This is a genomic window from Qipengyuania intermedia (assembly GCF_019711615.1).
GTDB lineage: Bacteria > Pseudomonadota > Alphaproteobacteria > Sphingomonadales > Sphingomonadaceae > Qipengyuania > Qipengyuania intermedia.
This window is the reverse complement of the sequence record NZ_JAIGNS010000002.1, coordinates 395,322-419,219: the sequence shown is the minus strand read 5'-3', so window position 1 is coordinate 419,219 and position 23,898 is coordinate 395,322. Positions and strand designations below refer to the sequence as shown.

Below are 23,898 nucleotides of genomic sequence, written 5' to 3'. Positions count from 1 at the left end.
CCCTCCCGAGAAATCATGATCCAGTCCCTACGCAATATCTTCCGCAAATCCGAAAAGGCCCGCCGCATCGCGCGCGTGCCCGATGGCGAGCGCTGGTATGTGATCGGTGACATTCACGGCAGGCTCGACCTGCTCGAAGCCTTGCAGGTTGCCATCGAGGAAGACGACGCGAATGCTGGTGCGGCAGACACAACGGTCGTCTTCCTTGGCGACCTGGTCGATCGCGGCCCCGACAGTGCAGGCGTCATCAAGCTCGCCCGCAAGTGGGGCAAGAAGCGCAAGGTCCGCTATCTTGCGGGCAACCACGAGGAAATGTTCCTCGACAGCTTCACCGACAAGGAAACGCTGCGCCACTTCCTGCGCCATGGTGGGCGCGAGACGGTGCTCAGCTACGGGGTGAAGAAGAAAGAATACAATCGCATGCAGCTCGAGGAGGTGCAGAAGGCGATGCAAAAAGCCGTGCCTGTCAAGGACCGCGAATTCCTCGAAAGCTTCGAAGAGATCATCGTGGTCGGCGATTATGTCCTCGCCCATGCCGGGATCAATCCCAAGCGCGCTGTGGACGACCAGAAGCGCAAGGACCTGCTGTGGATCCGCGACCGCTTCCTGTCCCACGAAGAACCGCTGAGCCATGTCGTGGTTCACGGCCACACCATCTTCGAGGATGTCGAGGACAACGGCAACCGAGTGGGGATCGACACCGGTGCTTTTCGCACCGGGCGCCTGACGGCACTGGTGCTGGAGGGCGATAGCAGGCGCACGATCCAGGCCGCGCAGGCCGAAGACGGCAGTATCACCACCTCGTAACACGCGTTACTCGATTAAATTGCCAGGGGGCCTGTAAGCCGGGTTCTGTCTCCGCAGACGGTATCCGAAACCGGACCGTATCCGCGGCGGCAGCCATTCGTCTGGGCCGCGGATCGCTCCGCGGCTCAAGCAGCCAACCCGGGCGGTCGCAGCTGTTACACTCGGGGCGAAACACCCCGGCCCTCTTGCGAGAGCGCGCCACCCCTATTCGGCCTTGCTCCGGGTGGGGTTTGCCATGCGGGCGCTGTTACCAGAACCCCGGTGCGCTCTTACCGCACCCTTTCAGCCTTGCCTGATCTTCCGAAGAAGCCATCGGCGGTCTACTCTCTGCGGCACTTTCCCTACGGTTGCCCGCGGCGGGCGTTACCCGCCACCCTCGTTTCGTGGAGCCCGGACTTTCCTCGGATGCAAGCACCCGCGGCTGCCCGGCCCCCTGGCAAGCGGCTATATAAGGCGGGACGGCTCGAAGGGGAAGCGTCTTAGCGCGTCACGCCCCGGTCGCGGTCGAGCAGGAGCTGGAAGAGGATCGCACGCACTTCGCCGTCGATCTCTCCGTCGATCTTGCGCGGACGCCAGCGACGCTGGAAGGCTTCGACCGCCTTGTGCCCATCGGTGATGTCGTAACCGAACCGTTCGAGCGCGAGATAGAACGCGCCGTCGTTGTCGAACGGGTCGCCCAGTTCGATCTTGGGCGTGGGCAGGCACAGTCCATATTCGGCCAGCCTTTCCCACGGGAAGAGCTCGCCCGGATCGATCTTGCGCGCCGGAGCCACGTCGGAATGGCCGACCACATTGGCGCGGGGAATGTTGTGCTCTTTCACCATCCGCGCGACCAGCGGGACGAGGGCTTCGAACTGCGCTTCGCTGAAATCCCTGTATCCGTGCAAATGGCCGGGATGATCCAGTTCGATGCCGATGCTGGCGGAATTCACGTCCTTGTGGCCGCGCCAGTATGACAGGCCTGCGTGCCACGCGCGCTTTTCTTCAGGGACGAGACGGGTCACCTCGCCCGCTTCGGAAATGAGGTAATGCGCGGAAACCTTGGCTTCCGGATCGCACATACGCTCCAGCGCGACATCGGGGCCGGTCATCTCGGTATAGTGGATGACCACCATCGAGACCGGCAGGGTGCGCTCGTCGAAATTGGGCGAGAGACGCTCGCGATGGACGAGTTCGTCTCCGGTCGAGCCGCCCTTGCCGCTCAACCGATCAGCCCTTCCGGTTCCGGCAGGACAGCACCAAGCACCAAGGCCTCGTCGGTACGCGCATATTGCAGACCGCCGCCCGATTCCTCGGCGAGCAGTGCAATCATGTGCGCTGCGGCAGTGCGGCTCGACAGTTCGGAAGAAGGCAGGCTGCCTTCGATCGCCTTTCCGATGGTTTCGTCGAAGGCGATCTTGGGTCCGGTGGCGCGGACCACGATCTCGCAATTGCCGTCGCGGACTTCCGCGCCGACATCCAGCGTGCCGCCGCGCACCAGCGCATCGATCGCGATCTGGGCGAAGTTGAGCAGGACTTTCACGGAAGGCTTGGAAAGATTGGCGGTCTCGATCGCCCAGTTGATCCGGATCTTGTCGTTATCGCCCGCCAGCGCCTCGATAAGCGAGCGCGGTTCCGCCACATCGACGCGGTCGCCGAAGCCGCCTGCCGCACCGAATGCGAGGCGGAAGAACTTGAGCTTATTGGTGGAAATCGTCGCGCTCTGTTCGAGCAGTTCCATCACGCTCTTGCGCATTTCCGGATCGGTTTCCATCGCCAGCAATTCGAGCCCGTTGCTGAGGGCCCCCACCGGGCTCAACATGTCGTGGCAAAGGCGCGAGCAAAGCATTGCCGCAAGATCGGTGGGATTGCTGTCGGTCATTAAAGCCCCGTCGGGAGTGGAAATCGGTTGCGGTCTTCTAGCGTTCGCGAACCACATAGGGAAGCGCTGTGAAGCCGCCATCCCCTGCCCGCCAGAAGGTGACTCGATCCAGCGCGATTATCCCCCATACCGCCCCGTCGCCTGCAGCCATGGCCGCGTCTTCGGGTGAAGGACCTTCGCGGCCATTGGGGTGGGAGTGATAATACCCCATCACTTGCGGGCCGCCACCACGGGCATCGCGGTGCGCGTCGATTAGGTGTTGCGGGTCGATCTCAAAATGCTTTTCGGGATTCGGATGGACGTTAGCCGCGGGGCGGATGTCGACGATCGTTCTGCCCTCGCCCAACAGCAACCCGCAGCATTCGCGCGGGTGCGCCCCGGCGGCCTCGGATAGCATGGCCTCGACAAGGCGGCTTGAGAGTTCGAGCGTCATCGCCCATGGCCGATAGCATGTCTTCGCCGGAAATCCTTACTGGAGTGCTGACCTCGCCCGGAAGGCTCGACAAGTCGCTGGCCGAAGCGTCCGGCCTGTCGCGCGAGAGGATCAAGGCGCTTATCGCCGAAGGCGCGGTGACGATCGGCAAGACCGTGGCGAAATCGGCGTCCGCCAAGGTACAGGGCGAGGAGAACTGGCGCATCGCCCTGCCCGCCCCGACGCCGCTCGACACGCCCGCGCAGGATATTCCGCTGGTGGTCGTCTACGAGGATGACGACCTGCTGGTCGTCGACAAGCCCGCCGGAATGGTCGTCCATCCCGCCGCGGGAAACCAGGACGGGACGCTGGTCAACGCGCTGCTCCATCATTGCAGGGGCAGGCTATCGGGAATCAATGGTGTCGAGCGGCCGGGTATCGTCCACCGGATCGACAAGGATACGAGCGGACTGCTAGTCGTCGCCAAGTCGAATGCCGCCCACGAAGGGCTTGCCGCGCAATTCGCCGATCACTCTATCACCCGCCGCTACCTCGCGATATGCGCAGGCCACCCCAACCCTCCCTCGGGTACCGTATCGGGCCGAATTGGCCGCTCCGACCGTGACCGCAAGAAGATGGCTGTGCTGCCCGACACCTCTCCGCGCGGGAAACACGCGGTCACGCATTACGAGACGCAGCGCCTGCTCACCCACTGCGCGCTGATCGAATGCAGGCTCGAGACAGGGCGCACACACCAGGTCCGCGTTCACTGTGCATCAATCGGTCACGCGCTATTAGGAGACCCTGTCTACGGTCGCACTCCAAAGCCCCTGCGAGGCTTGCTCGACGAGCTGCATTTCGAACGCCAGGCCCTCCATGCGGCACGCCTGGGATTCAGGCATCCTATCAGCGGTGAAACCCTGGATTTCTGCGCCGAATTGCCTGCCGATATGCGGGAACTTATCGACGAAACCGCACGTTGAAATCGACGAAAGACAGATGCATTTTTCCGCGGATTGCGGTATAAGTAACCCAGTGGCCCGATAGACCGGATGCCCATCAGGGGTCTGGCAAACGAGGTCGACGCTAGAAAGGTCAGGAATACGTGAGCAACACCAAATCTTTGAGCGTCCCGGCGCTCGGCGGGGAGCAGAGCCTCAACCGCTATCTTTCCGAAATCAAGAAGTTCCCGGTGCTTACGCAAGAGCAGGAATACATGCTCGCGAAGCGCTACGAGGAACACGACGATCCCGACGCGGCGGCGCAGCTCGTGACCTCGCACCTGCGACTCGTCTCGAAAATCGCGATGGGTTACCGTGGCTACGGCCTGCCGGTTTCCGATCTCATTTCCGAAGGTAACGTCGGCCTCATGCAGGGCGTCAAGAAGTTCGAAGCCGACCGTGGCTTCCGCCTCGCGACCTATGCGATGTGGTGGATCAAGGCGAGCATCCAGGAATATATCCTGCGCAGCTGGTCGCTCGTGAAAATGGGTACCACCGCCGCGCAGAAGAAGCTGTTCTTCAACCTGCGCCGCATGAAGAAGAACCTCGACGCTTATGAGGATACGGATCTTCATCCCGACGATGTGAACAAGATCGCGACCGATCTCGGCGTGCCCGAGCAGGAAGTGATCAACATGAACCGCCGGATGATGATGGGCGGCGACGGTTCGCTCAACGTCTCCATGCGCAACGGTGAAGAAGGCTCGGGCGAATGGCTCGACTGGCTTACCGATGATCGTCCGCTCCAGGACGAGACGGTCGCCGACGCGGAAGAAAAGGAAGTCCGCCACGAAATGCTCGTGGAAGCGATGGACAGCCTCAACGATCGCGAAAAGCACATTCTCACCGAGCGTCGTCTGACGGACAATCCGCAGACGCTCGAGGAATTGAGCCAGGTCTACTCGGTCAGCCGCGAACGCATCCGCCAGATCGAGGTGCGCGCTTTCGAAAAGCTGCAGAAGGCGATGAAGGCCATTGCCGGCGAGAGGCTTCTGCCGGGCGCTGCTTAAAGCGGGAACAAACGACATCGAAACGGCGCGGGGCTTTCCTCGCGCCGTTTTTTTATCCAAGGGCAATCCATGCGTTTTCTCGTCCGCTTCCTGTTCAAGTTCCTGCTCGGCTTCGTCGCCCTCAGCCTGCTGCTGGTGCTGACGTTCAAGTTCGTGCCCGTTCCGGTGACGGCGACCATGGTGATGAACGGCGACGGGATTACCAAGGATTGGGAGCCGCTGTCGAATATCGACCGGAACCTTGTGAGGGCCGTCATCGCGGCGGAGGACGGCAAGTTCTGTACGCATGACGGCTTCGACCGCGAGGCTATCGAAAATGCCATCGAACAGAACGCCAAGGGTGGCCGGATTCGCGGCGGATCGACGATCAGCCAGCAGACCGCGAAAAACGTCTTCCTGTGGCAGGGCGGCGGCTATTTCCGCAAAGGGCTGGAAGCCTGGTTCACCGTCCTGATCGAGAATATCTGGGACAAGCGGCGGATCATGGAAGTCTACCTTAATGTCGCGGAGACGGGCATCGGCACCTATGGCGCAGAAGCCGGGGCGCAGCGCTATTTCCAGAAGTCGGCGGCGAGCCTCACGCCGCTCGAGGCAGCACGCATGGCCGCAGCCCTTCCGCTGCCGCAGGAGCGCTCCGTGACAAATCCCGGCGGCTGGCTGCGCAGGCACGGGAACACGATCTCGGCGCGCATTGGTGTGGTGGCGCGGGACGGGCTCGACAGCTGTATCTACGAATAGACCCCTTCTCCTGACAGGATATCTCGCTGTATTGTTTGCCTTTCGAGGCCGGTGATGGTCTGAAGGCGGGAAGCAACGGAAGGAAGGCACCGGCACTTGGGCATCGGCCACAGCCACGATCACGCAAGCGGACACGACCACGACCATTCGGGGCACGGGCATTCCCACGCGCCTAAGGATTTCGGCCGCGCATTCCTGATCGGCATCGTCCTCAACACCGGCTTCGTCATAGTCGAGGCGGTATACGGATGGATCTCCGGCTCGATGGCCCTGATCGCGGATGCCGGGCACAACCTCTCCGACGTGCTGGCCCTGCTACTGGCCTGGGGTGCGAGCGTTGCCGCAAAGCGCCCTCCGAACGAGCGGTTCACTTATGGTTACAAGAGCTCGACCATCCTGGCAGCCCTTGCAAATGCCGCACTGCTGCTGGTCGCGATCGGCGCGATTGCGTTCGAGACGGCGCACCGCATTTCCAATCCCCAGCCGGTCCAGGGCATGACCATGGTCATTGTCGCGGGTATCGGCATTGCCATCAACACCGGCACTGCTCTCCTCTTCCTGCGCGGGCGGGAGCACGACCTCAACATTCGCGGCGCGTTCTTGCACATGGCAGCCGATGCGCTGGTGAGCCTGGGCGTGGTCCTTGCCGGGATCGCAATCCTTCTCACCGGAGCGCTGTGGATCGATCCTGCGGTCAGCCTGCTCATCGTCGCGGTCATCGCCTGGGGTACCTGGGGTCTCCTTAAGGACAGCGTTGCGATGAGCCTGCTGGCGGTGCCCAAAAACATCTCCGAAAAGTCCGTACGTACCTACCTCGCCTCGCTCGACGGGGTTGAGGCTGTCCACGACCTCCATATCTGGCCGATGTCGACCACCGAGACAGCACTGACGGCGCACCTTGTAATGCCGGCTGGCCATCCAGGCGATGAGTTCCTCTCAGAAGTCGCGGACGAACTGGAACATCACCACCGGATTCACCACGCCACTATCCAGATCGAGAAAACACGGTCACAGAGATCGAATTTCTGCGCCTAGAAAACCGCAGAATTTAGCCGTTTCTCCGGAACGTCAGTCCTGCCGGGTGCTTGTGTCACTGGACGGGCAGAAAATTCGGAGAGTTTCCATGCCTATTACTAAGAAAGTCAAAGCCGCTGCTGCTGCTTCGGTCCTCGCGATGGGCGGTCTCGCCCTTGCCGCCGGCGCGCCGGCCCTCGCCCACAATCACGGCGCGAAGAAATCCCAGCCCAACATCGTAGAAGCCGCTATGAGCACCGGCATCCATGAGACGCTGGTCACCGCGGTCGACACTGCCGGTCTCGTCGAGACGCTGTCGTCGCCCGGGCCCTACACCGTCTTCGCGCCCACCGACGATGCATTCGGCGAACTGCCGGACGGCACGGTCGAAAGCCTGCTGCTTCCCGAAAACCGCGACACGCTCACCACCGTCCTGACCTATCACGTGGTGGCTGGCCGCATCCCGGCAGCACGCCTGTCGCAGGCCATCCGCCAGGCTGGCGGAAGCTATGAATTCGAGACGCTGGCCGGCGAAACGCTGACTGCCAGCTTCGATGGCAGCGCAATCGTTGTCACGGATGCCGCGGGCCGCGAAGCCGAAGTCATCCAGGCCGACGTGAAGACCACCAACGGTGTCATCCACGTCACGGATAGCGTCTTCCTGCCCGGTTAAGGCAAAGCTCCCGGCACTGCCGAGAGCGTTGCATCCCCTTCGCGCCCAGTGCCGACTGTCCCGCCCGGTTCCGCAAAGCGCCGGGCGGGACTTTTATTTGCCCCTGAGCGTCAGTGACCAGTTCTGCGGAGCGGTCGAGGCGACACCGACCGGCGTTTTCGGCGAGTAGGGATTTTCGAGGCTTTCTACCTCTTCCTGCGTCAGGTCGAGCGACATCGCTGCGACTGCCGCTGCGATGTGACCATCCTTGGTCGCCCCGATAATCGGCGCTGTGATCCCGTCGACTGCGAAATGCCATGCGAGCGCCACGGTCGCCCGCGACACGCCCCGCGCCTCGGCGATCTTGCCGACCGCCTCTACAATCGCGCGATCGGCATCGACGTTCTGCGTGTAGAGCATCTTGCCGAAACCATCGGTCTCGCTACGCACGGTGCTTTCGTCCCACGCCCTTGCCAGCTTTCCGCGTGCCAGCGGCGACCACGGAATGATCCCGACGCCCTGGTCCCGGCATAGCGGGATCATCTCGCGCTCTTCTTCGCGGTAAAGCAGGTTCACGTGGTTCTGCATCGAAATGAACGGCGTCCAGCCGTTCGCGCGCGCCACCTCCTGCGCCTTGGCGAATTGCCATGCCGCCATGGAGGATGCGCCGATGTAACGCGCCTTGCCCGCTTTCACGATGTCGTGCAGCGCCTCCATCGTTTCCTCGATCGGCGTCGTCTCGTCCCAGCGATGGATCTGGTAGAGATCGACATAATCCATTCCCAACCGGTCGAGGCTGTCGTCGATCGCCTGCATCAGGCTCTTGCGCGAAAGCCCGCCGGCATTCGGTGCCTGCCGCCATGGCAGGAAGGCCTTGGTCGCCACGACGATCTCGTCACGCTTGGCAAATTCGGGCAGCAGCCTGCCGACCACCTCTTCGGACGCGCCCATCGAATACATGTTGGCCGTGTCGAAGAAGTTGATCCCCGCCTCCACCGCCTCGCGGATGAAGGGGCGGCTCTCCTTTTCGGACAACACCCAGTCGCCGTGCCAGCCCCTGCTGGTGTCGCCATAGCTCATGCAGCCAAGGCACAGGCGGGAGACCTTGAGGCCGGAGCGGCCGAGATTGACGTATTCCATGTTCACATCCTCGCCGGGTGACGAAGGCGACACTGTGTCGCCTTTGCAAATCGGCCTTTAATCCCTGTTTTAAAACGCATTTTCAACACTTCGACCAGTTGACACCTCGATGAACCCTTTCGTCCATCCCCACTCATCAGGACTGCCATCTACCCCCCGAGTAGGAAAGGCGAAGCGTCGGCGCGGTCAGGCCAGCGACAATCCGCCATCGACGCTGATCGTCTGGCCGACGACGTAATCGGCAAGCGGCGAGGAAAGGAACAGGGCCACCCCCGCCATGTCCTGCGGCAGGCCCAGGCGGCCCCGCGGCGTGCTTTTGATAGTGGCGTCGCGGAACTTCTCGTTGCCGAGGAAAGCATCGTTGATCTTGGTATGGACATAGCCCGGAGCAATGCCGTTCACGCGGATACCCTCTGCAGCGAACGCCACGCCCAGCGATTTGACCATGCTGATCGCAGCCGCCTTGCTGGCTCCGTAAGCCGGATTGCCGATCAGTCCGCGATAGCCTCCGATGGAGCTGACGATGAGGAGCGAGCCGCCCGTATCGGCCAGCTTCATGCGCACCGCATTGGCGCAGTCGAGCAGGGAATCGAGATTGACCGCCATCACGGCGTCCCAGCCTTCGCGGGTGAATTCCTCGCGATTGTAGCGGGCGATGCCCTGGCACAGTACTACCACGTCGAGCCGCTCCGGCCATTCGAAGGCATCGACCGCAGCGCGGTCGCTGACGTCGAGCGAATGGAAGGTCAGCCCTTCCATCACGCTGCCGTCAGCCTCTGCATAATCGTCTGCCTTGGCGCGGGTGCCAGTCACATGGACGTCCGCGCCGTGATCGCGAAAGCCGTGCGCGATACCGTTGCCAATCCCGCTCGTCCCCCCGATCACGAGGACGCTCTTGCCTGAAAAATCCAGCGGGTCGGTCATGCTATTCTCCTCAGATCGCGCGGCTGACGACTTCCTTCATGATTTCGTTCGTGCCGCCGTAAATGCGCTGGACGCGGGCATCGCGCCACAGGCGGGCAATGGGATATTCGTTCATGTAGCCGGCGCCGCCATGCAGTTGCAGTGCCTTGTCGCAGCATTCCCATTGCAGGTCCGTGTGCCACAGCTTCGCCGCGCTGGCTTCGTCCGTGGTCAGCTTCCCTTCGAGATGGCGCAGTATCGCCCAGTCGAGATGGGCCCAGCCGACCTGCAGCTTGGCAGCGAGATCTGCGAGCACGAATTTCGTGTTCTGGAATTCGAATACCGTCTTGCCGAACGCCTTGCGGTCCTTGGTGAAAGCCACCGCTTCGTCGAAGGCGCGCTGGGCACCGGCCTGCGCGCCGACCGCGATGGAAAGGCGTTCCTGCGGCAATTCCTCCATCAGGTGGATGAAGCCGCGCCCTTCGCCGCCGAGCAGATTGTCCCTTGGCACACGGCAGTCCTGGAAGAACAGTTCCGAGGTATCGGCAGCGTGCTGGCCGATCTTGTCGAGATTGCGCCCGCGTTCGAAACCGGGAGTATCGGCATCCACCAGGATCAGTGAGGTGCCTTTGGCGCCTTGCGAAGGATCGGTCTTGGCGACCACGATCACGACATCGGCATTCTGGCCGTTGGTGATGTAGGTCTTCGACCCGTTGATGACCCATTCGTCGCCGTCGAGGACCGCGGTGGTGCGCACGCCTTGCAAATCGCTGCCTGCACCCGGCTCGGTCATGGCGATGGCGGTGATGATGTCGCCCGAGACCATGCCGGGCAGGTACTTCTTCTTCTGCTCGTCCGTGCCGAGCCGTTCGAAGTAATTGACGGTAATGTCGTTCTGCAGCGTGAAGCCCGCGGACGAGCCGAGGTAGCTTAATTCCTCGGCAATCACGCAGTTGAAGCCGAAGTCGAGGCCAAGGCCGCCGTTCTCTTCGGCCACCGTTGGGCACAGCATTCCTGCCTCGCCCAGGGCCTTCCATGCTTCGCGCCCCACGATGCCCTCTTCCTCGTGCTTGTCGAGGAAGGGGGTCATGTGCTCGGCAAAGACCCTGCGAACCGTGTCGCGGAAAGCCTCGTGGTCCTCGTTATAGGCGAAGCGTTTGGCGGTATCGAGCATGGCGAGAGGCTCCTAGGCGTCGACGAAACCGGCGAGGCGCTGACGGATGATCTTGTCCGCATCGGCCATGATGCCGTCGATCAGTTCCTTGCAGGTCGGGATGTCGTTGATGAGCCCTGCCACCATGCCGCACGACCATGCGCCTGCATCCATGTCGCCTTCGGTCATGATCCGCGGATAGACGCCCGCGACCTGTTCGATGATGTCCTCGAACTTGAGATCGTCGCCCTTCTGCTTCTCGATCTCGAGCAATTCCTCGACCGCGTCGTTGGTCATCACGCGCTCGGTATTGCGCAGCGGGCGCATGACGAGGCGGGTGTCGAGCTCGCTCGCCGCGACGATAGCCTTCTTCACGTTCTCGTGCACCGGCGCTTCCTTGGTGGCGATGAAGCGCGTGCCCATGTTGATGCCGTCCGCGCCCATCGCGAGGCTGGCGACGAGGCTGCGCGCATCGGCCTGGCCGCCGCTGGCGACGAAGGGGATTTCCAGCTCGTCCGCCGCACGCGGGAGCAGGATCATGTTCGGGACATCGTCTTCGCCCGGGTGGCCGCCGCATTCGAAGCCGTCGACGCTGACCGCGTCACAGCCGATCGACTGGGCTTTGAGGCTGTGGCGCACGCTGGTGCATTTGTGGATCACCTTGACGCCTGCATCCTTGAAGAAGGGCAGGACCTGTGCCGGGTTGTTGCCGGCCGTCTCCACGATCTTCACGCCGCCTTCGATGATCGTGCGCACGAGGCCGGGATAATCGGGCGCATTGACCGTCGGCAGGAAGGTCAGGTTCACGCCGATCGGCTTGTCGGTCATGTCCTTGCAGCGCGCGATCTCGTTAGCCAGCTTTTCGGGCGTGCCCTGCGTCAGCGCGGTGATGATGCCGAGGCCGCCCGCATTGGAAACCGCCGCCGCCATTTCCGCAAAGCCGACGTAATGCATGCCGCCCTGGATGATCGGATGCTCGATGCCGAACATTTCGGTGATGCGCGTTTTCATGATGGCTGCCTCTCCTGCTGGTTGCTTTTCGCAACCGGTATCGGGGCAAGGGAGCCGAGTCTAGCGCTTCGACAGGCGCTGGAGCGCTTCCATCAATTCGCGCCCGCGTTCCGTAAGGGCAAGGCCGCCGGAAGTTTTCTCGGCCAGGCCTTCATGCTCGAGGTCTTCGCCGGTGGGCGAGCGCATCACGCGCCCGTAGCTGCCCGAATGATAGATCAGCGGTTCCGCATCGCGGCGTTCGAAATCGACCACTTCGCCAAGGAAGATGGCATGGTCTCCGCCTTCGTATTCGAACCTGGCCCGGCATCCGAAGCGCGCGGCATAGCCTTCGATGAGCGGGGCGCCTTCCGGCCCGTCTGCCGCGTCCAGCCCGTCGAACTTGTCCTGCCCCGGCCGGGCGAAGCGGTCGGACATCGGTTGCTGGTCTGCGGCGAGCACATGCACCGCCCAGCTCTTCGCTTCGCGGAATACCGGCAGGCTGCCGGAATGCAGCGACAGGCTCCACAGCACCATCGGCGGATCGAGGCTGACCGAATTGAAGCTGTTCGCCGTCAGTCCGATGGGGCGCCCGTCCTCGCCCCGCGTCGTCACGATGGTGACGCCGGTTACGAAGGAGCCGAGAGCGCTGCGGAAAGCCTGCGGGTCGAACATTGCCGGTGAGCGCTAACCCGCGTCGTGGCCAAGGGCAAGGATTACGCCGGAGCCGGGCTGTATTTCTGAAGGTACTGGCCGTGTCCGGGCATTCTTTCGACCAGCCAGCGGATGGATTTTTCCATTTCGTCGACCTCGCCCGCCATATGCGTTGCGACATTGTCGGCCATCGGGCTGTTGCCTTCCATCGCGATGCCCTGCCCCATCATGACCGCCGCCCAGCTGGTAGTGGTGAACAGCTCGTCCTCTTCGCGGAAGACCTGCCCGTTGGCCTTGAAGATCTCCACCTTCTCGGTGAGCGTTTCCGGCACTTCCATCGTCCGCACGTAATCCCAGAAGGGGGAATCGGTCCGGCGGGTGGCGTTGTAATGCAGTACGAGGAAATCGCGGATCCGCTCGTATTCCTTGCGGGTGAGGCGGTTGTAGGTGCTGATCTGGGCCTCGTTCACCCCGTCGAGCGAAAGGAGGGCGATCAGCTTGTTCACGCCGGTGTTGATGAGGTGGATCGAGGTCGATTCCAGCGGCTCCATGAAGCCCGAAGCAAGGCCCAGCGCGACCACGTTCTTGTTCCAGAACTTCTTGCGACGCCCGGTCACGAAACGCAGGAAGTTGGGCTCCGCGGTAGGTTTTCCGGCGAGGTTCCTGACCAGGATATCGTGCGCCTCGTCGTCGGACATGAATTGGCTGCAATAGACATGGCCGTTGCCGTTGCGGTGCTGCAAGGGGACCTGCCACTGCCACCCAGCCGAATGCGCGGTCGCCTTGGTGAACGGAGGCGGCGGGGACCCGTCGTCGCGATTGCACGGCAGTGCCACTGCGCGATCGCACGGCAGGAGATGCGTCCATTCCTCGTACCCCGTCTCCAGGGCCTGCTCGATCAGGAGGCCGCGAAAGCCCGAACAGTCGACGAAGAAATCGCCTTCGATCTTCTCTCCGCTCTGAAGGGTGACGGAAGTGACGAAGCCGGTTTCGGGATGGAGCGCGACGTCATCGACCCGGCCTTCCTGGCGCACGACGCCGTATTTCTCGGCGTACTGGCGCAGGAAGCCCGCATAGCGCGAGGCGTCGATATGATAGGCATAGTTCATCGGCGGCAGGTCGTCGCGATTGTAATCCTGCGTGCGCGAGAACCGGCCGAAATAGGCGGCCATGGTTTCGAGGTTGAAGGCCTGGATCGGGCGCTTGTCCCCCCGCTGGCGCATGGCATGCCAGACCTGGTGGAAATTGATCCCGCCGATATCGTAACCGTAATTGCCGAAGGGGTGGATGTAGCTTTCGCCGACCTGGCCCCAGTTGCTGAACTGGATCCCCAGCTTGAAAGTACCCTGCGTCGCCGAAAGCATCTCGCGTTCGTCGATTTCCAGCGCCTGGTTGAATTCGACGAATGGCGGGATCGTCGCCTCGCCCACGCCGACGGTGCCGATCTGCTCCGATTCGATCAGCGTGATCTTCAGGTTGCGCCCCTCGCGGATGCGCGAAAGGGCGGCGGCAGCCATCCAGCCAGCCGTACCACCACCGACGATGACGATATGTTCGATAGCCATTGAAACCCCATGCCACCAAAGGGCAGCTGTTGCCAGTCTGCCACGGATGATGTGAACGTTCATATTGCATGTTGTGAACGCTCACAAGTAACGATATATGACAAAATGAATGCAGGATTCGTCCTGACATATCGCTTGGGACCAGGGAGGATACATGTCTCGCACCAAATCAGGTGGCGCCACGTTCGGGCGCCGGATTGCCGCACTGACGACCGCGTCGAGCCTTGCGCTCGTCGCCGCGCAGCCCGCGTTCGCGCAGGACGCCGATGAAGATCTCACCGAAGAAAGTGCCGGCGGCACTCCGGAAGAGCTCGACCAGGAAAACGTCATCATCGTGACGGGTATTTCCGCATCGCTCAGCAGTGCGCAGGACTTCAAGGAACGCGCCGACACCGTCGTCGACGTGATTACCGCAGAAGACATCGGCGCACTGGCCGACCGTTCGGTCGCCGAAGCGCTGCAGCGTGTCCCGGGCGTCAACATCGGCCGCTTTGAGAAGACCTCGGACCCGACCCGTTTCTCGGTGGAAGGCACCGGCGTCATCATCCGCGGCCTGCCCGACAATTTCGGTCGTTCCGAACTGAACGGCCGTGACATCTTCTCCGCCACCGGCGGTCGCAGCCTGAGCTTCGAAGACGTCTCTCCCGAACTCGTCGGCCGCGTCGAAGTCTTCAAGAACGTCACCGCGGACATGATCGAGGGCCAGATCTCGGGCCTCGTCAACCTCGTGACCCGCAAGCCGCTGGACAAGCCCGGCCTCAACATCGCCGGCTCGATCGAGGCAAACTACGGCGACCTGCGCGAAAAGTGGTCGCCGACCTACAACCTCCTCGTATCCGACACGTTTGACAGCGCGCAGGGCACCTTCGGCGTCCAGCTGAGCTACTCGAACTCGAAGCTCAAGAGCCGCACGGACTCCTCGCAGGCGATCGACCCCTGCTATCGTCCGGCAGACCTGAGCGGCGGATGCCAGCGCGTATTCGACCTCAACTCCGGCGGCTTCGGTGACGAGCCGAACTACCAGCCGAGCGAATTCCCGCCCTCCGGCTCGGTTCTCGTGCCGCAGTATGCCGGTGTTCGCACCACCGACCTCGACCGTGACCGCGAAGCGATCTCGGGCGTCGCCCAGTTCGAATCCGTCGACGGCGGCCTCTTGATGACGCTGGAATACCTGCGTTCGGAAACGACTTTCTCGACCGAGGAATTCGCGCTCATCGGCCGCATGGACGACGGCGTATCCTCGCCCGAACCGCGTTCGGACAGCACCTGGCAGTTCGCAGACGGCAAGTTCGTCAGCGGCATCCTCACCGACAATGTCGGCGATGCCTATGCAACGCCCTTCGGCCTCGGCGGCATCCCGCTCGACAGCCTGCGCTTCCTGCGTGACACCAAGAGCGTCACCCAGGACATCTCGTTCGACATCGACACGATCTTCTCGGATCGCTTCCGGGGTAACTTCGAAGCGCAGTACATCAAGTCGGACCTGACCCGCGATTCCGTCTTCGGCGCGATGAGCACCTGGGCCGACATCGACCTCGACCTCTCGGGCGAAACCCCGAACGTCCAGTTCATCGCTCCGCTCGGCGCACCGGCAGACTATTTCAGCTCGGGCTTCTACACCTATTACTGGTTCGGCCTCGACAGCCGTGAAGACAACGATGCCGACATGTTCAGCCTGCGCGGCGATTTCGAATACGACATCAGCGAAGACGGCTTCTTCAAGAAAGCCCGCTTCGGTGCACGCTGGGCCGCTCGCGACCGTACGACGCGCAACACGAATTTCAGCACCTGGGGCAATTTGTCCGCACCGTGGGCCGGCCGTGGCGGCTGTGCGCCGTGGGGCGAAGGTCCGGGCTGCTTTACCGGTCCCCAGCCGTGGACGGCCGACTGGTCGGGCTTCACTCCGGGTCGTTTCTACACCGGGCTTCCGGGCCAGGAATTCGCCATCGCCGGCGGTGCGTTCACGGATGAATTCCCGAACTACTCGCAGCTGCGTTCGCCCTTCGCGGACGGTTTCCAGCGCGGCGAAGTCGCGACCCCGATCCCGGGCGGCGAAGCCTGGTTCTACGGCGGCGACGACTTCCTGCAGGATTACCTCGACGGCGTGATCGACGGCCAGTGGGACGAAATTACGACCTTCTCGCAGACGCCGGAACGCTTCAATCTCGGCGTCAACGGTCGCCAGCGCACGCTGCTCGACGGCACGGTCGTCGATTGCGATCCGTTCTGCCCCTCGGAAATTTCCGACGTCGCCGAAACCACCACCGCTGCCTATGCCCGTGTCGATTACGGCATGGACTTCGACAACGGTTGGTCGATTGGCGGTAACATCGGCCTTCGTTATGCGGACACGCTGGTTCGGACCGACTCGCTGGTCGCATTCCCCGATCCGGCACAGTTCGATGCAGTGGCCAACGGCGGCAATGGCGACGGGGTCGTCCAGCCGGACGAAATCTCGGGCTCCTGCCCGGTCCTCCCGCCGGATGCTCCGGTCGATCCGGACACCGGATCGGCGTTCGGTCCGCAGATCCTCTATTGCGATCTGGAAGGCGCGCGCCTGGCCGAATACGCTTCGCTGTTCACCGGCGAGGTCATCCGCGACAACCGCGACATCACATTCGATCACTGGCTGCCGAGCTTCAACATAAGGCTCGACACCGGAACCGGCTTCGTCCTGCGCGGCGCGGTTTCGAAGGGTATCGTGCGGCCTGACCTGAATAACTTCAGTGCAGGCGGCGTGTTCGGCTTCAGCGGCCGTGTCGACAGCGGTCCGCTGCTCTCGATCACCACGGGTAACCGCGGCGTTCGTCCGGTGGAATCGTGGAACTACGATATCTCGGCGGAATGGTACTTTGCCGAAGTCGGCTCGCTCACCGCGGCCTTCTTCCTCAAGGATATTACCGGCCTGATCGACCAGGGTACGGGTCTGCAGACCTATACCGCGGATAGCGGCACGACTGCCGACGTAATCGTTCGCGGTCCCGCCAACGATTACGACGGCACGCTCAAGGGCTTCGAACTGGCTTACCAGCACAAGTTCGACTTCCTGCCGGGTCCGCTCGACGGCTTCGGGGTGCAGGCATCCTACACCTATATCGACGCTAACGACTTCACGAACCCGACCCTGTCGGACATCGGCAACCCGTCGGTCGCCGACGGTGCCTCGCCGCAGAATGTCGGACCGTTCCAGGCACAGCTTCCGCTGCGCGGCTTCTCCGAGCACACCATCAACGGTGTCGTGTTCTACGAGAAGGGTCCGTTCTCGGCCCGTGCAGCCTACAACTGGCGCAGCGAGTTCCTGGTCACGCCGCGGGACGATCTCTTCCCGTTCTCGCCGACCTTCCAGGAAGCTGGCGGTCAGCTTGACGCGTCGATCTTCTACACGGTCAACGAGAACCTGAAGCTTGGCGTGCAGGGCGTGAACCTGCTCGACGAGGTTACCAAGCTCTCGACCGTGGTCGATTACGACGGCACGCGCTTCATCAGCAACGCCTTCCGTAACGACCGCCGTTACACCTTCCTCGCCCGGTTCAACTTCTAAGCTCCGGGGAAGAAGGCTGGAAATGAAGACGGGCCCCGGTTGCAAGACCGGGGCCCGTTTGCCTTCCACCTCTTGAAAAGAATGCCCGGTGCATTCCCAATCGTGATCCTCGCGATTAGGTTGGCGGTGGACCGGTCGATATCGAGTTGACCATTCGGGGGTTTTGTTATGGGCAGGCGCCGTCAGGCCGTGACCATCAAGCACGTGGCAGCAGACGCTGGGGTTTCGCTCCAGACCGTCAGCCGCGTCATCAACAACGAGCCCAATGTCCGCCCCGCCATGAAAGAGCGGGTGCAGGCGAGCATCGACAAGCTCGGCTACGTCCCCTCGATCGCGGCGCAGCGGATGAGCGGCTCGCGGTCCTACCTCATCCTAGCGATCAACGACCGCGACCTGACCATCGCCGACTGGCGCGCACGCGAAGGGCGTGACTGGGTCGACCAGATGCTGCTTGGCGGGATGCTCACCTGTGCAGAACACGGCTACCGCATGCTGATCGAGCTGGTCGATACGCACAACGACCATGTGGAACGCGAGCTGGGTGCCGCCATCGCGGCCCTCCAGCCCGACGGCGTGATCCTTACCCCGCCCCACTCGGGCAACCCGCTCATCACGGGCCTTCTTGCCGAACGCGGCATACCGTTTGCGCGGATCGGCTCGACCGACCCGGGTCCGGGCATCCCCATGACCATGGGCGATACGCACAACGCACGGATCGCGACCGAGCACCTGCTCGACCTGGGCCACGAAAGGATCGGCTTCATCGCCGGCCCCGAGGAATTCAGCCTCAGCGACTGGCGTATCGCCGGATGGAAAGAGGCGATGTTTGCGGCGGACAATCCCACGAAGGGCTTGTGCGAACGCGGTGACTTCGGCTTCGATAGCGGCTTAGAGGCGGCCGAGAAACTGCTTTCGCTGCCCGAAAGGCCGACCGCGATCATTGCCAGCAGCGACCAGATGACCTTCGCGGTCCTGCAAGTCGCGAAGGACAAGGGCCTGCGCGTTCCCGAAGACCTCTCGGTCGTCAGCTTCGACAACTCGCCGATCGTTCGCTTCACGCAGCCGCCGCTGACCGCCGTCGACCAGCCGATCGCGGCCACGGCTTCGCGCGCGGTGGAACTGCTGATCGACGCCAAGAAGGGCAAGGTCCCGACCGAACCCGTACGCGTGAAAGGCGAACTGGTCGTGCGCGGATCGACCGGACCGGCTCCTGCGGCAACGAATGCAGCCTAGCCAACCGCAGGTCGCCCAGACCGAACGCTTCCTGTGGCTTTATGCGCTGGCCGTAGCAGGCGGCGCCGTCGCCTATGTGCCCTTCCTGACACTGTTGCTCCCGGTCCGGGTCGGCGAACTGGAGGCGACCGATACGATCGGCGCCCTCGCCTATATCGCCTTTGCCGGAGCCATTTCGGCCAGCATCTCGAATATCCTCTTCGGCTGGCTCAGCGACCTGACCCGCAGCCGCCGCGGCTGGATTCTCGCCGGCCTCGCGCTTTCTTCGGTCCTGCTGATCGGCGTGCGGGCGACCGACGATGCGGCGCAGCTGCTCGGCCTTATCGTCGTCTGGCAGATCGGTCTCAACATGATGCTGGCCCCGCTGGCGGCATGGGCAGGCGATTGCGTACCCGACCGACAGAAGGGCAAGCTCGGCGGGCTGCTCGCCTTCGCTCCCGCGCTGGGCGCCTTGTCAGGTGCGCTGATCACGATCCCCGGTGTCGCGGATGCAGACACGCGCCTCGTCCTGGTGGCGTTAATCGTCGCCGGCTGTGTTCTTCCCGTAGTGCTGTTCGGCAAACCCGTCCCGATGCCCCACCTGATGGGGAGCGCGGATGCGGCCACCGATACCGCGCAGGATGCCGGGAGGCAGCCGCGCACCACCGTTGCGCGCATGTGGCTGGCCCGCCTCCTGGTCCAGATCGCGGAGGCGGCGCTGTTCGCCTACCTCCTGATCTGGTTTGCCACGATAGACCCCGATTTCGGCGACAACCGGACCGCCACCGTCTTCACCGTCGTCCTGGCCCTGTCGATCCCGCTGGCCATGCTGGCAGGGCGCTGGTCCGACAGGAACGACAGGCCGCTGCTGCCGCTGTCGATCGGGTCAGGCATCGGCGCGGTCGGCCTCGTCGTGATGGGCCTTGCCGACACGCTGACAAGCGCCATCGTCGGCTATGTCGTCTTCGGGCTTGCCACCAGCGTGTTCCTGGCCCTGCATACGAGCCAGACGCTGCGCTTCCTGCCGAAGCCTGCAACGCGTGGCCGGGACCTTGGCATTTTCAACCTCACCAACACCGTGCCGAGCCTGATCATGCCCTGGCTGATCGTTGCCCTCGTACCGCTCTTCGGCTTCGAGGCCCTGTTCTTCGTCCTTGCCGCCTTGGCCGCCATCGCGATGCTCCTCCTGGTGACGGCAAAACGCCACATCTGACGGCTTGATTTTACGTAGAAGTCGTGTCACTTCTCGCAGTTGATAACGTTCTCAATCCAATGGGAGCGCGGAGGGACACAATGAAGAAGGCGTTTTGGACGGCATCGGCGGCGGCCCTTGCCCTGGCAGGTTGCTCGGCAATTCCGGCAGAGGTCGCAACCACCCCGGTTGCAAGCGCGGACATGTCGGAAGACGCGCGCGTCGCCGACCTGATTTCCCGCATGAGCCTGGAGCGAAAGGTCGCCCAGCTTATCCAGCCGCAGATCAACTCCTTCACGCCCGAAGACATGCGCCGCTATCGCTTCGGCAGCTACCTCAATGGCGGCAATGGCGGCCCCTATGGCGACGAGCTTGCCCCGGCATCCGAATGGCTTCGTTACGCGGACGAAATGTACCTCGCTTCCGTACAGCCGCAGGAAAACGGCGAACCGGTCATCCCGACCATCTGGGGCACCGACGCGGTCCACGGACATACCAATATCGTGCAGGCGACCATCTTCCCGCACAATATCGGCCTTGGCGCGACCCGCGATGCCGACCTGCTGCGTCGGATCGGCCATGCCACCGCAGTCGAGATCGAGGTAACCGGCATCGACTGGAACTTCTCGCCCACCGTGGCCGTCGCGCGCGACGACCGTTGGGGCCGCACATATGAAAGCTATTCCGAAGATCCGAAGATCGTCGCCCCGCTCGGCGCGGCACTGGTGGAGGGTCTGCAGGGCGCCAAGGGCGATCCGAACCGGCTCGGCGCGGGCCACGTCATCGCCACCGCCAAGCATTTCTTCGGCGACGGCGGGACCGACCAGGGCGTCGACCAGGGCGAGGTCAACGGCGATATCGAGGAGCTGAAGGCGCTGCACGCCTATCCCTATCCGGCGACGATCGCGGCCGGTGTCGAAACGATCATGGCCAGCTTCAATTCGGTCAATGGCCGCAAGATGCACGGTAACGAGCCGCTGCTGACCGATTTCCTGCGCGGTGAGCTGGGCTTCGATGGCCTGGTGGTGGGCGACTGGAACGGCCACGGGCAGGTCAAGGGCTGCACCAACACCGACTGCCCGCAGTCGCTGCTTGCCGGGCTCGACATCTACATGGTTCCCGACGACTGGAAGGGCCTGCTCGAAACGCTGGTTGCACAGGTCGAGGACGGCACGATCCCGATGGCGCGCCTCGACGAGGCTGTCGGCCGCGTGCTGCGCATGAAGATGCGCGCGGGGCTGCTGGACGAGTTCGTGAAGCCGTCCGACCGTCCGAACGCAGGCAATTACGCGCTTCTGGGCTCTGCCGAACATCGTGCCATCGCGCGCGAAGCAGTCGCCAAGTCGCAGGTCATCCTGACCAACAACGGCGTGCTGCCCATCAAGGAAGGGGCGAATGTCCTCGTCGCCGGTAGCGCCGCCGACAGCATCGCGCAGGCTTCGGGCGGCTGGACGCTGACCTGGCAGGGCGGCGGGGACCTTACCAACGCGAACTTCCCGGGCGCGACCTCGATCTGGTCGGGTCTCGAAAGCGCTGTCGAAGCAAGCGGTGGCAACGCCACGCTGTCGCAGGACGGCAGCTACACGGCTAAGCCCGACGTTGCAGTCGTGGTCTTCGGTGAAGAACCCTATGCGGAATTCGCAGGCGACCGTAAGCACCTCGGCTTTCCGGACACCGAAGGGCTCGAACTGCTGCGCAAGTTCAAGGCCGAAGGCGTGCCCACCGTGGCCGTGTTCCTTTCGGGGCGTCCCATGTGGATGAACCGCGAACTCAACATCGCCGATGCCTTCGTGGCCTCGTGGCTGCCGGGCGGCGAAGGCGCGGGTATCGCCGACGTGCTGACCGGCGCGATGCCGGCCACCGGCAAGCTCGGTTTCAGCTGGCCCGCCACGTGCGATTTCGGTCCGCTCAACGGGCCTGACGGAGCGCTGTTCACCGTGGGCTATGGGCGCACGCTGGCAGACACCAGCGCACTGCCGACCCTCGATGAAAGCTGCGCTCCGCTCGAACAGGGCGCTGCGAAGGACTGGTACGTCAGCGGCCGCCTGGCCGACGGCGTGCTCGCCAACACGGCAACAGGCAAGCTCGACAACCTGCGCGGCTCGGCCGGCGGCATCACCGCACGCGGGATCGACCGCACCGCGCAGGAAGATGCGCGCGAATTGACTTTCGAAGCCGGATCGACCCTCGAACTCGTCCAGGGCGATGGCGATGATGGCTATGGCTACCGCATCGTCTACGAGGTCGAAAACCGTCCGCTTGCGCCTTTCTTCGTAAAGGTCGGCTCGGGTGAGCCCCTCGACATCACGCAGCAACTGGCTGTCGCTGCGGGCAAGGGTTATCGCGAGATGATCATCACTTCGGCCTGCGCAACGGACCTCGGCCCGACGCTGGCACTGGGTTCCGAAGGCGATTTCACGATCAATATCGGATCGATCGTGCGCGAAGAATTTGCAGAGGGGACCGACTGCTCGTTCTGACGGGCATTCGTATTTGCTTTGCGCAGCGGCGCTGTGCTGGCACACCGATAGGGATAACGGGTCGCACGGCGTTTGACCGGCGATCATTGGGGAGAAAATTGAATGGCTTTGGCACCTGACGTTGCGTCAAGCACCGATCCAAATCCGATCGAAATCGACGACGACACTCCCCCGGTAAACGCACCGGGGCTGCAATATTTCGTCTTCGGACTGTTTTTCATCTTCGGCGGGATCACGTCCCTCAACGACGTCATCATTCCGAAGCTGAAAGAGCTTTTCACGCTCAGCTGGACCGAAGCGATGCTGGTGCAGTTCTGCTTCTTCGCAGCTTACCTCATCATCGGCATTCCCGGTGCAAAGCTGGTCAAGAAATTGGGCTATATGCGCGGCGCGGTGGCGGGCCTCCTGACCATGATGGTCGGCTGCCTGCTCTTCATCCCCGCCAGCCAGACAGCGACCTATATCGTTTTCCTTGGCGCGCTGTTTGTCCTCGCCAGCGGGGTCGTGATCGTACAGGTCGTGGCCAATCCGCTCATCTCTCTGCTCGGCCCGCCCAGCACGACGCATAGCCGTCTTACTTTCGCCCAGGCGTTCAACTCGCTCGGCACGACCGTCTTCCCGATCGTGGGTGCGGTGGTGATCCTCGGCAGCCTTGCAACCGTGAGCGCCGACGAATTGTCGGGACAGGCGCTGATGGAATATCGCCAGGCGGAAAGCGAAGCGATCTGGCAGGGCTATCTCGGCCTCGCAGCCCTGATCGCCGTCGTGGCCATCGCAGTCTGGCTTTTCCGCAACCGCCTGCCGCACGATTCCAAAATCATGGGCGACGGGGAGCTGGTCACCTGGGGCCGTTACCTCGTCGGCCTCGCCCTCGTCATTGCCGGCGCTTTCTCGGCCATCCAGATCAGCCCCTGGCTCGGCATGGCGCTCATCCTGGCGGCACCTGCCGTGTGGCTCTATGACAACCCGCTGCTGACCCGCACCCGTTTCAGCTTCGGCGCGCTGTGCATCTTCCTGTATGTCGGCGCCGAGGTTTCGATCGGGTCGGTGATCATCAATTACCTGTCGCAGGAGCGCGTTCTGGGTGAGCCGGAAAGCGTAATCGGCTGGATGATCGGCCTTTACTGGGGCGGTGCAATGGTGGGCCGCTTCATCGGCTCTTATTTCCTGCGCATCTTCAGCCCGGGCAAAATCCTGGCCTTCAATGCGACGGGTTCGATCCTGCTGATCATCATCAGCGCGATGACCGCCGGCGAAGTGGCAGCTTACAGCCTGCTTGCAGTCGGCCTGATGAACTCGATCATGTTCCCGACCATCTTCTCGCTGGCCTGCGAAAAGCTCGGCCCGCGTGCGGCAGACGGCTCGGGCATCATCAATGTCGCGATCTTCGGCGGCGCGGTGGTTCCGCTGCTCTACGGTGTGGTGGCCGATGCCACCGGCGGCGACCTGGCCTTTGCCATGATCATCCCGATCATCTGCTACGCCATCATCGCAGCCTTCGGCATCTTCGCAAGAAGGCCTGCCGTAGCCTGATACCGGCCATGACCGGAACAATCGGGGGTTCGCATGGAGGCTT

20 protein-coding genes and 1 other RNA gene are annotated in these 23,898 nt (G+C 62.9%); 11 read left to right on the top strand and 10 right to left on the bottom strand.

The genetic code is table 11. The annotated features are described in order from the left end of the window. Positions 1-15: 15 nt before the first annotated feature. Entirely contained in the window at positions 16-807 is a 792-nt protein-coding gene (locus K3179_RS08385; RefSeq protein WP_221563936.1) for a metallophosphoesterase family protein, read from the top strand. Between the two features lie 18 nt (positions 808-825). On the opposite strand, the gene rnpB is transcribed toward K3179_RS08385, so the two are convergent. From rnpB to K3179_RS08365, 4 genes are all read right to left on the bottom strand, one after another. Further along, positions 826-1,244, bottom strand: an RNA gene (rnpB, locus tag K3179_RS08380) — RNase P RNA component class A. Between the two features lie 42 nt (positions 1,245-1,286). Next, the gene (locus K3179_RS08375; RefSeq protein WP_090481541.1) at positions 1,287-1,922 is read right to left on the bottom strand and encodes an N-acetylmuramoyl-L-alanine amidase; all 636 of its coding nucleotides are present in this window, start codon (positions 1,920-1,922) and stop codon (positions 1,287-1,289) included. A gap of 86 nt (positions 1,923-2,008) precedes the next feature. After that, on the bottom strand, positions 2,009-2,668 hold the full coding sequence (locus K3179_RS08370; protein ID WP_221563933.1) for a histidine phosphotransferase family protein: 660 nt from the start codon (positions 2,666-2,668) through the stop codon (positions 2,009-2,011). A gap of 37 nt (positions 2,669-2,705) precedes the next feature. Beyond that, on the bottom strand, positions 2,706-3,101 hold the full coding sequence (locus K3179_RS08365; protein ID WP_221563931.1) for a M67 family metallopeptidase: 396 nt from the start codon (positions 3,099-3,101) through the stop codon (positions 2,706-2,708). 17 nt (positions 3,102-3,118) lie between these two features. Between K3179_RS08365 and K3179_RS08360 the strand changes: the two genes are divergently transcribed. From K3179_RS08360 to K3179_RS08340, 5 genes are all read left to right on the top strand, one after another. Further along, entirely contained in the window at positions 3,119-4,063 is a 945-nt protein-coding gene (locus K3179_RS08360; RefSeq protein ID WP_221565461.1) for an RluA family pseudouridine synthase, read from the top strand. 122 nt (positions 4,064-4,185) lie between these two features. Beyond that, on the top strand, positions 4,186-5,091 hold the full coding sequence (gene rpoH, locus K3179_RS08355; RefSeq protein ID WP_177201865.1) for an RNA polymerase sigma factor RpoH: 906 nt from the start codon (positions 4,186-4,188) through the stop codon (positions 5,089-5,091). Positions 5,092-5,160: 69 nt separating this feature from the next. Next, positions 5,161-5,829 carry a monofunctional biosynthetic peptidoglycan transglycosylase gene (mtgA, locus tag K3179_RS08350; RefSeq protein WP_221563929.1) on the top strand — a complete coding sequence of 223 codons (669 nt, stop codon included), beginning with the start codon at positions 5,161-5,163 and terminating at the stop codon, positions 5,827-5,829. A gap of 96 nt (positions 5,830-5,925) precedes the next feature. Continuing rightward, positions 5,926-6,864 carry a cation diffusion facilitator family transporter gene (locus K3179_RS08345; RefSeq protein ID WP_221563927.1) on the top strand — a complete coding sequence of 313 codons (939 nt, stop codon included), beginning with the start codon at positions 5,926-5,928 and terminating at the stop codon, positions 6,862-6,864. An 88-nt stretch (positions 6,865-6,952) separates the two neighbouring features. After that, positions 6,953-7,516 carry a fasciclin domain-containing protein gene (locus tag K3179_RS08340; RefSeq protein ID WP_221563925.1) on the top strand — a complete coding sequence of 188 codons (564 nt, stop codon included), beginning with the start codon at positions 6,953-6,955 and terminating at the stop codon, positions 7,514-7,516. 93 nt (positions 7,517-7,609) lie between these two features. Here K3179_RS08340 and K3179_RS08335 read toward each other — a convergent pair whose 3' ends face one another. The 6 genes from K3179_RS08335 to K3179_RS08310 all read right to left on the bottom strand — a co-directional run bounded on the left by K3179_RS08335 (position 7,610) and on the right by K3179_RS08310 (position 13,897). Continuing rightward, positions 7,610-8,635 (bottom strand): aldo/keto reductase, encoded by a 1,026-nt coding sequence (locus K3179_RS08335; RefSeq protein WP_221563923.1) that lies wholly within the window; start codon positions 8,633-8,635, stop codon positions 7,610-7,612. Positions 8,636-8,821: 186 nt separating this feature from the next. Continuing rightward, complete coding sequence (locus K3179_RS08330) at positions 8,822-9,559, bottom strand: SDR family NAD(P)-dependent oxidoreductase (RefSeq protein ID WP_221563921.1); 738 nt, start codon at positions 9,557-9,559, stop codon at positions 8,822-8,824. Between the two features lie 10 nt (positions 9,560-9,569). Further along, positions 9,570-10,712 carry an acyl-CoA dehydrogenase family protein gene (locus K3179_RS08325; protein ID WP_221563919.1) on the bottom strand — a complete coding sequence of 381 codons (1,143 nt, stop codon included), beginning with the start codon at positions 10,710-10,712 and terminating at the stop codon, positions 9,570-9,572. 12 nt (positions 10,713-10,724) lie between these two features. Beyond that, the gene (locus tag K3179_RS08320) at positions 10,725-11,702 is read right to left on the bottom strand and encodes an NAD(P)H-dependent flavin oxidoreductase (protein WP_221563918.1); all 978 of its coding nucleotides are present in this window, start codon (positions 11,700-11,702) and stop codon (positions 10,725-10,727) included. Positions 11,703-11,762: 60 nt separating this feature from the next. After that, positions 11,763-12,353: a flavin reductase family protein gene (locus K3179_RS08315; protein ID WP_221563916.1), complete on the bottom strand. Its 591-nt coding sequence runs from the start codon at positions 12,351-12,353 to the stop codon at positions 11,763-11,765. Between the two features lie 41 nt (positions 12,354-12,394). Next, positions 12,395-13,897 (bottom strand): tryptophan halogenase family protein, encoded by a 1,503-nt coding sequence (locus tag K3179_RS08310; RefSeq protein ID WP_221563914.1) that lies wholly within the window; start codon positions 13,895-13,897, stop codon positions 12,395-12,397. 154 nt (positions 13,898-14,051) lie between these two features. Between K3179_RS08310 and K3179_RS08305 the strand changes: the two genes are divergently transcribed. From K3179_RS08305 to K3179_RS08285, 5 genes are all read left to right on the top strand, one after another. Beyond that, entirely contained in the window at positions 14,052-17,438 is a 3,387-nt protein-coding gene (locus K3179_RS08305) for a TonB-dependent receptor (protein WP_221563912.1), read from the top strand. Positions 17,439-17,606: 168 nt separating this feature from the next. Continuing rightward, on the top strand, positions 17,607-18,671 hold the full coding sequence (locus K3179_RS08300; protein ID WP_221563910.1) for a LacI family DNA-binding transcriptional regulator: 1,065 nt from the start codon (positions 17,607-17,609) through the stop codon (positions 18,669-18,671). Beyond that, complete coding sequence (locus K3179_RS08295; RefSeq protein ID WP_221563908.1) at positions 18,661-19,863, top strand: MFS transporter; 1,203 nt, start codon at positions 18,661-18,663, stop codon at positions 19,861-19,863. The genes K3179_RS08300 and K3179_RS08295 overlap by 11 nt, the downstream gene beginning before the upstream one ends. Positions 19,864-19,943: 80 nt before the next feature. Next, a complete protein-coding gene (locus K3179_RS08290; RefSeq protein ID WP_221563906.1) occupies positions 19,944-22,322 on the top strand; it encodes a glycoside hydrolase family 3 protein in 2,379 nt (792 codons plus the stop codon). Positions 22,323-22,424: 102 nt separating this feature from the next. Next, complete coding sequence (locus tag K3179_RS08285) at positions 22,425-23,855, top strand: sugar MFS transporter (protein ID WP_221563904.1); 1,431 nt, start codon at positions 22,425-22,427, stop codon at positions 23,853-23,855. Positions 23,856-23,898: the final 43 nt, after the last annotated feature.